Consider the following 10,767-nt stretch of genomic DNA (forward strand, 5'->3'; position numbering starts at 1 on the left):
AGATAGCCAAGGACGGAGATTAGGGTGTGTACAATCATATTAATCGTGGTATAATATACGTAGAAAGATCATAAAATAATAAAGACCGTCCATGCTGAAACATGGAGCGGTCCGCATAGGCTGAACCCCGACAAGAGGGGTAGGTAGCTTAGGAAGTAATCCCTCACGTACCCGCTAAAATGCATGAGGGATTATCTTTTATGGTTTTTATCAGAGACGATGAACGCAACCAACATCCCGAAGGATATCATGAGCGTTAGCGCACTAACAATGTCCATAGGCAACACCTCCCTCCCAGCAAGTCTCCAAAAAAGACTAAAGGAAGATCGACAGTGCTATCCAACCCCTCATGCGAAGCCAGTCTATAGTAGTTATTATAATGCGACCGTTTACACTGTAATTACAGATTTCCCGAACGAGATAGCCCACTCCTTTAGGTGTGGGATGAGAGTGAAGTCGGATGCGGAGTGCCACTAACAACCGAAGGTTTTGTGGTGCTTCAAGCATCCGAAAATTTTAATCGTTTTTATAATAAAAGCGTTGCATTCTATTAATAAAACTGATACAATAAGTATATGAATAAATATAGAAGAACCAATACAACCGTATCATTAATCAACTATCATTTCGTTTTTTGTCCTCGATATAGAAGGAAAATATTCCTTCGTGCAGACGTTGAGGAGCGCTTTAAGCAGTTGGTACAAAAAATATGTGAAGAATTAGAAATTGTTATTATTGCTTTAGAATGCGACATTGACCGCACACACATATTTCTCAATGCACTACCAACACTTAGTCCTGCTGATATTATGGCAAAGATAAAAGGAGTGACTTCTAAAAAACTGAGAGAAGAATTTTCTCATCTTCAACACTTGCAAAGCTTATGGACACGTTCCTATTTTGTGTCTACCGCAGGAAATGTATCAAGTGCAACCATTAAACGTTATGTTGAACAGCAAAAAACAAGAGGATGAGTCAAATGTCGCAAACAATAACAGTTAAAATTAAATTGCTTCCAACAAAAGAACAGAAATCTATCTTGCGTAAGATGAGTCAATCATATATCTCGACTATCAATATGCTTGTATCAGAAATGGTTGATGAAAAGAAAAGCACAAAGAAATCGAGCAAAGATATTTCTGCTTTTTTGCCAAGTGCAGTTAAAAATCAAGCTATTAAAGATGCGAAAAGCGTATTCAAAAAAGCAAGGAAAAGTAAGTTCACTACCGTACCTGTACTAAAGAAACCTGTTTGCATTTGGAATAATCAGAACTACTCTTTTAATTCTACACATATTTCAATGCCTATCATGATTAAAGGCAAAGCAAAGAAGACACCTATTCGTGCTTTATTGGTCGATAAAGACAATCGAAACTTTGAACTACTTAAGCACAAATTAGGGACTCTTCGTATCACACGAAAGTCAGGCAAATGGATTGCTCAAATTTCTGTCACTATCCCTACCGATGAAGGAACGGATGGGAAAGTCATGGGAGTAGACTTAGGTTTAAAAGTCCCTGCCGTTGCTGTAACAGATGATGAAAAAGTACGTTTCTTTGGTAATGGCAGACAAAATAAGTACATGAAGCGTAAATTTCGTACTGAGCGTAAAGCATTAGGCAAAAAGAAAAAGTCAAATGCTATTCGTAGTTTAGAAGATAAGGAGCAACGCTGGATGAAAGACCAAGACCATAAAGTTAGTCGTGCAATTGTGGATTTTGCAAAAGATAATGATATTTCTGTCATTCGCGTAGAACAGCTTGCGAATATTAGACAGACGGCAAAAACGAGCCGTAAAAACGAAAAGAACTTGCACACATGGTCATTCTATCGCCTATCACAGTTTATCGAATACAAAGCAAATTTAGCTGGTATTAAAGTTGAGTACGTTGATCCTGCATACACAAGTCAAACATGTCCTAAGTGCGCTGGGAAGAATCAAGCACAAGATAGAAAATATAAGTGTAAATGCGGATTCGAGAAGCATAGAGACATAATAGGTGCTATGAATATTCGATATGCACCTGTGGTTGATGGTAACAGTCAATCAGCCTAAGATGCTATATGCACTGTCTTAGGAGGGGCAATGAGATGCCCTCATCTTGAAGGCTGTTCAAAACAGAAATGGACTGCGAACGATTAGTCATTCAAGAATCCCACCCGTCACACCGTAAGGTGTAGGGCTTGCGACTTTAGTCGTGGGAGTCTCAATGAGAGGATTTTGAGTATCTTTAAATTTCCTTAACAACAAATTATATCAATCTTTGTTTAGTAAATGTAAAAAAGTAAAAACAAGCAGCTTTTAGAAAAAGTTCTGCTTGTTCATTTCCTCAACAACTAAATGCCAATCTTCTAAAAAACAACCACGTAAATTTGGTCGCCGTCTAATCGCTAAAGGATGATAGGCAATCGCTGTGGTATAGCCATTTACCTGATGAATTTTTCCGCGAAGTGTTTTGACCTCTGCCTTTTCATCCCCAAAAAAGCTTTGCACAGCAACGTTGCCCATACAGAAGATGAGCGAAGGCTGTTTTTCCTTTAATTGCTTTTTAAGATGTTTCATACAAGTTTTTCGAGTACTTTCTTTATCATACTTTTTTCTAGGTTGTCTTTTTAGCACATATGTTACATAAATCTCATGCTCACTTAGCCCAACCTCATTCGCTGCTTGTTGTAAAGACTGTCTTGTTCCACATACGAATTCTCTTCCTTCTTTATCTTCTCGCGCTCCCGGATTATCCAATATAATCATTAGTGAAGCATTGGGATTCCCTTCACCCCATATCATACGGGTACCATGTTTAAAAAGACCACACTCTTTACAATCTATAAGGTATTCCGGGGTCGGTTCCTCGGGCCAAGGAACAGGACAAAAATCTGACATATCACATTCCTCCTAAGGGAAATATTTAGTCATATTTTAGTATTCCCTTATAGTCCTTCTGAAACCCCAAGGAAAATAATTCCGAGCATCACAATCGCAATCATAATATATTGCCTGGGTGACATAACTTCTTTTAAAAATATTCGTGATAAAATAACTGAAAAAATTCCGTGCGCAGCAATTAGCGGTGCTGCAATAATTGCGTTTCCAGCCATTGCAAATACGTAGAAAAACTGACCTGTTGTTTCTAAAATTGCCGCCGCCCCTTTGTCACGCTCTTTCAGCAAAATGAACGTTTCTTTTTTTACAAATTTTAAATACATATAACTAAGAACTGCTACAATAAAAAAGGTGAATTCATATGCAAGTAGGGCAGCATCCTCACTAATGAGCTTTAATTCATCCAAGTAAATCCCGTCCGCAAACGTACCAACCCCATCAATTAACGCATAAAGAATTGGAAATGTTATGGCGAGAACACTTAGTTGATATTTGGGGTCAATCGTTTCATTCGCTTCTTTTAAAGCTCTATCTTCTGCTTGTTTTTCAAAAATAGCAAGTCCGATAACCCCGATTGTTACAATAATGATTCCTGCAATATCTATGAAACTCATTTCTCTAGGGAAAAAGATAAATAATAAAATAGCACTAACCGCACCAGCTGAATTTTGAACAGGTGCTGCGATCGATAATTCAATATATCTAAGCCCTATATATCCAATCGTCATCGACAAAATATACATAAATGAAACGGGAAAATAACGAACCATATCAAATGGATCAAAGGTAATATCTTTTATAAAAAGATAACATACAGCGTGAATTCCCATTACAAAGCCAACCATCGTAACAATTTTTAAATGACTGAATTTGTCATCTGGGTTGGAGCCTTTTTTATAAAACAGATTTGCTGCTCCCCAAGCGAATGCTGTTAAGATAGAAAAAATAAACCACATAGTAAAATTATTCTCCTGTCTATTAAAAAATGTCCTTTACTATCTTACCACATTTAACAGCTCGGATGAGCTTACATAAATATAAAAAAGGCAAGTACGCGTTCAGCTATACTGCCTTTTCTTCTATTGTTTGTTTAAATCTAGTTGGTTCATCTACTCGTATCGCAATGAATTTATATTCTTTCTCCCTAACAAATAAAAGAGAAGCTTTTGTTGAATTTTTTAATTTTAAAATGAAATGTGGATTTGCATCTTCAAAGTCTCGTGCTATGAAATCAATTGTATTTTTTGGAAGCTTTTTATTAAGAATGTCTGGATCTTCAATAATTTTCTCGATATTGTCCATGTTAATTTTGATTCGCTTCATGAATACTGATGATATATAGATGCTCTTCTTACTGACTTTTACAGCATTGTGACGGATCGATTGTAAATTTCCAACTATGAAAATGATTGAATAGATATTTAAAATGAGTAATATTATCGATAAAATAAAAAATCTTTCATGAATCCACCAATGGATAACGATCGTTTCAAGAACAATACTGTGAATAAGCATGATTTGCATGGCAATGAAACTCGAATTCTTATGTAACGTAAACGTATTTTTAGTAATAGTAGGCTTCTTGTTCCAACTTAGAAAAGCATAATAAAACATTAGGACTTCTGTACAAATAATTTTGATTAAAGGTGTTGGTTTTATATGTTTTTCAACAGCATCTGGAAACGAAAATAGTATTGGTAAAGAACTATCTTTAACGGAACGGATAATTGATGGTAAGTATTTAACCAATATAAAAAGTAGGAATATTTCCAATAAAACAATCGCACCTTCAACTGCAAAACCTATCCATGTGACTGCAACAAATGGCTTTAAATATTGAATTGGAATGAGAAACCGTACAAGCACAAGTCCAGCTGCAATTGCAATAGTAACATTCTTTACATTCCAATTTTGTTTCCAAGCAACAAATAGAAGTGGTGTGATAAGCGCAAGATCAATGATAGAACCTACTACAACTCCGTTTGGTTTTTCTGGAAGAACGCTCGCTCCAAAAGCGGTGTGATAAAGTGTGATGTTGGCTATAAGTACGAGCAAAAGTAAAACAAGTAAATTTTTACGATGAAAAAGAACATGTTTTAGTATGCTATAACTCCTTTATATACAAAATATAAATGAGTTTCTTAGACATTAGCAAAATATTTTTAAGCAGGTAAGAAACTCTCATGGCGGCAAAAAGCATATCGCCAACATCTATCATGAAAAGTATTTACAAACAAAAGTATAAATCCTTTCTTACTGCATAAGTGCAGCTTTAGTTCTCACCATAAAGGCTTGGCGATAAGCCAAGCTTTCTAAGATTATTCCGCTTCTCCTCTGACTCTTTTGAGTATGTCCTCGTTTGGGGCATCACTATAAAGTTTTTGGGCAGGAATAGCAATTTCAGCGCCTGCTTGTTCAACAATACCCAAAATTTTCAAATTAATTTCTTCTCTTACTTCTAAATATTTCCCCCACTCTGTCGTTTTCGTAAAGAAATACAAGAGAATATCCAGTCCATATTCATCGTATTCATCAACGGTGACAAATATCGTTTCTTGATGGATTTCTGGATGATTTTTTAATAACTCTCGAATGGATTGAACGACAAGTTCAATTTTTTCTTTCGGCGTATCATAAGTTAAGCTTAAATTAAAAGTAATTTGTCGTTTTCCCATTTTGCTCCAATTCGTAATCGGTTCATTTACTAGTGTTGCATTCGGCACCGTCACAAGTGCTTGGGCAAATGTACGGACTTTTGTACTTCGAAAAGAAATATCCTCTACTGTTCCTTCTACGCTTGGTGTTTTAACCCATTCGCCAATTGTAAACGGCTTTTCGGTAATAATGACGATCCCACCAAATAAATTTTTTAACGCATCTTGTGCAGCAAGTGAAATCGCAAGTCCACCTATCCCCAATCCGGTGATTAAAGCCCCAATTTCATAATCAAATACTTGTAAAATAACTGTCACACTAATAGCGATAATGATAAATTGAATTGCTCGAGATAAAAATGGAATTAAAATTTCATCAATTTTTATATTGGTTTTCTCATTAATCGATCGGAAAATCATAGAAGATGTTGACGCTAAATTAAAAAATCCCCAACTAATAATATAAATAATTGCTGCCTTTATAATCTTAATGAACAATGGATTTAAATGATTAAGGTACGGATAATACTTAACAGATAAATAGAGCCCGATGATAATGAAAAACCATTGGAACGGTTTATCAAATGCTAAAAATATGTTTGGAAGAAAATTGCTTCGAGTTTTTCGACTTAATTTTAGTAGGAAGGAAAATACATATTTTGTAAATATTTTTCGAAATAGAAGAAATAACAAAAAAATACCGATTGCAATGCCAACATCTATTAAATATTCATACGAACTAATTAATTCCCAATTCATTTTTAATCTCCTGACGTTTAATTTAATAAGCGTATTTTCATACTTTTTAAAGAAGTTAAAGATTACAATATCATCGTGTTGCGTATCCAACCTTATGCTACAATAATATGAACGATTAAACAATAAGTATGAATTTTAAATTTCATTTACAAAGGAATGATGGTACTATGTCAATCAATATATGGAATGCAGATGTATATGATGATAAGTTACGTTATGTATCTAGATATGGAAAAGGAATAGTAGAACTTCTCCAGCCAAAGGGTGGAGAAGAAATATTAGATCTTGGATGTGGAACAGGAGACTTAACTGAAGAAATTGCCAAATCAGGTGCTGTTGTTACAGGAATTGATGCTTCTAGCGAAATGATTAAGAAAGCACGAGCGAAATTTCCGAGATTGAATTTTCAAGTCGCTGATGCTATAGACTATCGTCGCAAGGAAAAATTTGATGCTGTTTTTTCAAATGCAGCCCTACATTGGATGAAGCAAGCAGAAAAAGTCGTAAAAACAATAGGACAGGCTTTGAAGTCCAATGGAAGATTTGTTGCTGAATTCGGTGGATCTGGTAATGTGATGAGAATTATTTGTGGAATTGAAGAGGTTCTTCAAGAAAACTATGGTATTGATTCAGTGGATACTAGAAACCCGTGGTATTTTCCAAGTATCGGGGAATATACAACTTTACTTGAGAAGCATGGGTTCACAGTTACATTTGCAAATTTATTCGATCGCCCAACTACTCTTCCAGATGGAGAAAAAGGGCTGGAATATTGGTTAGACAGTTTTGCGGATGATTTTTTTCCAGAATTCTTTAAGAAGGATAGAGTGGTGATTTATCATGATATTGCACAAAAATTAAAAAATGAGTTATATAAGGAAGGAAATTGGGTAGCAGATTATAAAAGGCTTCAAGTAATTGCGATCAAAAATTAGCGCGGTTGGAAAATTATCTGATTTTTCTTGTCTTCAGCCATTTTTAACCTGATGTAAAAGGCAATTATTATTTGTGAAAAAGTGTAGTTATCTATCATATACTTATTATAAGAGATGTAATCGAGAGGAGCGGAATGATAGATAATTTCTACATGTTTGTTAATGAGGTGCTGTAAATGTAGGTGTTTTCATGAAATTATTTGTTAAAATAGAAGTTAACAACTTATGTAAGCGTTTTATAATAGGGTGATAGAAAGGAGGGGAAACAAAATGAAACAGACCCGTATTTTTTTCTTTTTAATTATTTTTATGTTAGTTGCATCTTGTTCTTCGGATTATGCTGTTGAACTTGTCCAAACTCAAGTAGAAATAGTGAAAGATAAAGAAAAGACTAGAGCAATTGTAATTACAGAAGGTGAACAAAAAGGACAAGAACTTGTGCCAACAGTGTTGCATTACGAATTTACCATTAAAAATATTGGCAGTAAAAAAATTAACCAAATAGAAGATAAAAACTTAGAAATAAAAATTCAACCCCACGATACGTTAATTGCCTCCTCAAAAAATATTATCGGTTTTAATATTTTTAATCCTTCTGAATATCAGGATACTGGGTTAGGTCATGGTAAAACATATGCTACCTCCATTGAACCCGACCAAGAAGAGAAATTTTCTATTTATTTTGAATTAGGGGTAAGTGAAGAAAACTCCGAAGTATCCCAACCTGTACCATCTAAAAAAGCGTTACAAGAACTTACAGATCAAGCATTAGAAGCAACTCTAGTAATTGTGTTAGATGAAGAAGAAATTGCACGTTTCGATATGGAACCATAAACGCTTTAGAGTATTATAAGATCTATTGTCTTCTGCTTAATTCTGCCTTCAACCTATCTATCTCATTTTGCATTTAAGTTAATTGCAGTCTTGTATCCGGGTTGGTAGGAGCACATGCTGAAGGAATACAAATCCGCTGAGCCACGCGCAAAAGCTTTGCGGATTTACACTAGGATTTGCTTCTAAGATACTAGCAATCGTAACATTAAATATACGGGCGAGTTCATATAACGTATCCCCGGGTTGGATGAGATATGCCTTGTGGTTTGGAGGACAAGCCGGAATAAAATAATGACCAATAAACAGATTATCCGGATCGATTTCTGGGTTTGCAGCTAGTATTCTCAGAACTTCCAATCTGTTCGCGATAGATTGTAGCGAATCCCCAGATTGTATGACATATGGATAATGGTTTTTAGGACACCGGTTATGAAACTAGGATACTCCCTTTTTGGATAGTTTATTCATTTAGAACAAAAAATGTCACCGAAGTGCCTTCCAGAAAAATCTGGCAGGTTTTTTATTTTTGAAATCTACTGAAGTCTCAACTCCCTATTGACAAGGTGTAGTAAATACATGAAAATGAATTTATACATAAATATGGAAAAAGGTGCATAGGAGGTACTTGTTCATGGAGTTGAAAGAAGTAGAAAGTTCACCTAAGTATCAAAGTGTTTGGCGAAACCCGGGATTTATGTTTTTATGGTCTGGAAATGCTATTGCTACATTTACCTTTTATATCTTTACAATTTCCCTTCCTTTAATCATCTATGATTTAACACATTCCCCATTAGCTATGAGTAGCATGAGGGCGATTGAATTTATTCCAAATATAGCTCTCGCTGTTTTTATAGGTGTACTCGTTGATCGATACCACCGGAAGAAAATATTAATGCTATCTGTCTTTGCCCAAATTTTAGTTTTGTGTGCACTCATATTTCTTTTATACACATCGACCATACAGTTATGGCTCATTTATGCACTTGGTTTTATTCTTTATACGTCTTCTTATATGTTTGGCAATGCATTTCATAGTACAATCCCTAATTTAGTTCCTGAAAAACAACTGACAGAGGCAAATTCCTCCATTACTTTAGCATCATCTACGATTGAAATAATTGGACCAGCTTTTGCTGGAATGTTACTACTTTCCTTTAGCTATACGAATGGATTATTCTTCACCATGATAGGTTTTCTTATCTTATTTATTTTCATTGGATTTGTAAAAATACCTTCCCATCAAGGAATGAAAAAAAAGCAAGAAAGCACATTTGTTAATGAGATAAAAGAAGGATGGATAAGTTTACGTGAGAATAAAGATTTATGGGTTCTAACAATAGTAATCTTGCTGGCTAATATTGCTAGAGCATTTACGTTGGCTGTCCTAATATTTTATTCTGTAGATATTTTACAATTAACAGAAGCACAAATCGGAATTATCCTTGGCAGTTCAGCAATTGGAGGCATTATTGCAGCATCAATTGCTAAAAAGTCACTGCACTATTTTAAACGCGGTATCATTATGATACTAGCACTTTTTATTGATCTTATTGGATATATTTTATTAGTTTTTTCATTTACATGGATTCTAATAATCATCGGTATGTTTTTAATCGGTTTTGGAGGCGCAACGATGGGGATACATTATTCCACATTGCGGCAGTCCACTACACCGAATCATTTATTAGGAAGAGTTGCAGGAACATCCTCCATGTTAATGAAATTAGCAGTACCATTTTCGTTTTTAATTTCAGGTATTCTTGCCGAGATAATCGATATAAATTATATTTTTCTGATTTCCTTAGTCATTACTATCATTTTAATTCTATATTTATCAAGATCTTCTGTTGTAAAAATTGACTGAATTTACCTACTAATATATGAATAATTAAGCCTTTTCCATTATTGACTGTCCTGTAGGCTTATATGAGAATGGAATACAGAATGTAGAATATTTACATTGAAGCGGGGATATAATATGACCTTTATCCTTATTTATTTTTTCATCGTATTCTTTTTATTTGTAAACTCAGTATTATATACAGTTATTGCTTAGGCTTATAAAGTGAAATTTATTGAAGAAAAGAAAGACATGGTGGATTAAAAACTGCTATTGAAACAATAAATGTATTAGGAGTTTTTTATATTGCACCAATTGGATCAATTGTCTACCTTAAGGAAGGTACGAATAAACTTATGATTTCAAATCGTGGTCCTATCACGAAAATAGATGGAGAATGTTTGAATATTCGGGGTGCTTATATCCGCTTGGTCTCGTTCATGATGAGGTATTTTATCTTAATGAAGAAATATAGATGAAGTGATTTAAGAAGGTTTTACTGATTTTGATGAAAAACGAGTTAAGTTGTATCAGAAGTGGAAAGAGAAGAATTAAGGTTATTTTAGCAGTAGGAAAGTATAAAACTTTCTTAGACTCGCATATGTGCTGCAACTAAGGCATTCGCCATTAAAGGCTTGGCGAATGCCAAGTTTTCTATAAGTGCGTGTTCAAAAAGGAGGATAAAAAGGATCAAGAAGTTCGAGACGGCGCAATTTCGAGCAGCGGAATGTATGCATTTAGATACATGAGTAGCGGAGAAACAAGCCAACGAAGAATTATGCGCACCTACTTTTATAGAATTCTCTTACTTATACTATATTTCTATAAAAAGAGATAAAATCCTTCTTTTTGTTGTTTAAT

At 34.6% G+C, this 10,767-nt stretch carries 9 protein-coding genes and 1 pseudogene; 6 read left to right on the forward strand and 4 right to left on the reverse strand.

Features of this window, described 5'->3' with window-relative positions; translation table 11 throughout:
• Positions 1–575: 575 nt before the first annotated feature.
• Positions 576–974, forward strand: a complete 399-nt coding sequence (tnpA, locus tag SPD89_RS21725; protein ID WP_336264027.1) for an IS200/IS605 family transposase — start codon at positions 576–578, stop codon at positions 972–974.
• A gap of 5 nt (positions 975–979) precedes the next feature.
• On the forward strand, positions 980–2,056 hold the full coding sequence (locus SPD89_RS21730; RefSeq protein ID WP_336264028.1) for an RNA-guided endonuclease InsQ/TnpB family protein: 1,077 nt from the start codon (positions 980–982) through the stop codon (positions 2,054–2,056).
• Between the two features lie 246 nt (positions 2,057–2,302).
• Here SPD89_RS21730 and SPD89_RS21735 read toward each other — a convergent pair whose 3' ends face one another.
• From SPD89_RS21735 to SPD89_RS21750, 4 genes are all read right to left on the reverse strand, one after another.
• Positions 2,303–2,884 carry a uracil-DNA glycosylase gene (locus SPD89_RS21735; RefSeq protein WP_336264029.1) on the reverse strand — a complete coding sequence of 194 codons (582 nt, stop codon included), beginning with the start codon at positions 2,882–2,884 and terminating at the stop codon, positions 2,303–2,305.
• 47 nt (positions 2,885–2,931) lie between these two features.
• Positions 2,932–3,840, reverse strand: a complete 909-nt coding sequence (locus SPD89_RS21740; protein WP_336264030.1) for an EamA family transporter — start codon at positions 3,838–3,840, stop codon at positions 2,932–2,934.
• 106 nt (positions 3,841–3,946) lie between these two features.
• Positions 3,947–4,939: a beta-carotene 15,15'-monooxygenase gene (locus tag SPD89_RS21745; RefSeq protein WP_336264031.1), complete on the reverse strand. Its 993-nt coding sequence runs from the start codon at positions 4,937–4,939 to the stop codon at positions 3,947–3,949.
• Between the two features lie 263 nt (positions 4,940–5,202).
• Entirely contained in the window at positions 5,203–6,297 is a 1,095-nt protein-coding gene (locus SPD89_RS21750) for a mechanosensitive ion channel family protein (RefSeq protein ID WP_336264032.1), read from the reverse strand.
• Between the two features lie 167 nt (positions 6,298–6,464).
• On the opposite strand from SPD89_RS21750, the gene SPD89_RS21755 reads away from it, so the two are divergent.
• The 4 genes and pseudogenes from SPD89_RS21755 to SPD89_RS21775 all read left to right on the forward strand — a co-directional run bounded on the left by SPD89_RS21755 (position 6,465) and on the right by SPD89_RS21775 (position 10,461).
• Positions 6,465–7,232, forward strand: a complete 768-nt coding sequence (locus tag SPD89_RS21755) for a class I SAM-dependent methyltransferase (RefSeq protein ID WP_336264033.1) — start codon at positions 6,465–6,467, stop codon at positions 7,230–7,232.
• Positions 7,233–7,502: 270 nt separating this feature from the next.
• A complete protein-coding gene (locus tag SPD89_RS21760) occupies positions 7,503–8,066 on the forward strand; it encodes a hypothetical protein (protein ID WP_336264034.1) in 564 nt (187 codons plus the stop codon).
• Between the two features lie 631 nt (positions 8,067–8,697).
• On the forward strand, positions 8,698–9,930 hold the full coding sequence (locus SPD89_RS21770) for an MFS transporter (protein WP_336264036.1): 1,233 nt from the start codon (positions 8,698–8,700) through the stop codon (positions 9,928–9,930).
• A 281-nt stretch (positions 9,931–10,211) separates the two neighbouring features.
• Positions 10,212–10,461 (forward strand): annotated as a pseudogene (locus SPD89_RS21775) (DUF4176 domain-containing protein).
• Positions 10,462–10,767 lie beyond the last annotated feature (306 nt).

The sequence above is a fragment of the Pseudogracilibacillus sp. SO30301A genome (assembly GCF_037072025.1).
Lineage (GTDB): Bacteria > Bacillota > Bacilli > Bacillales > Amphibacillaceae > Pseudogracilibacillus.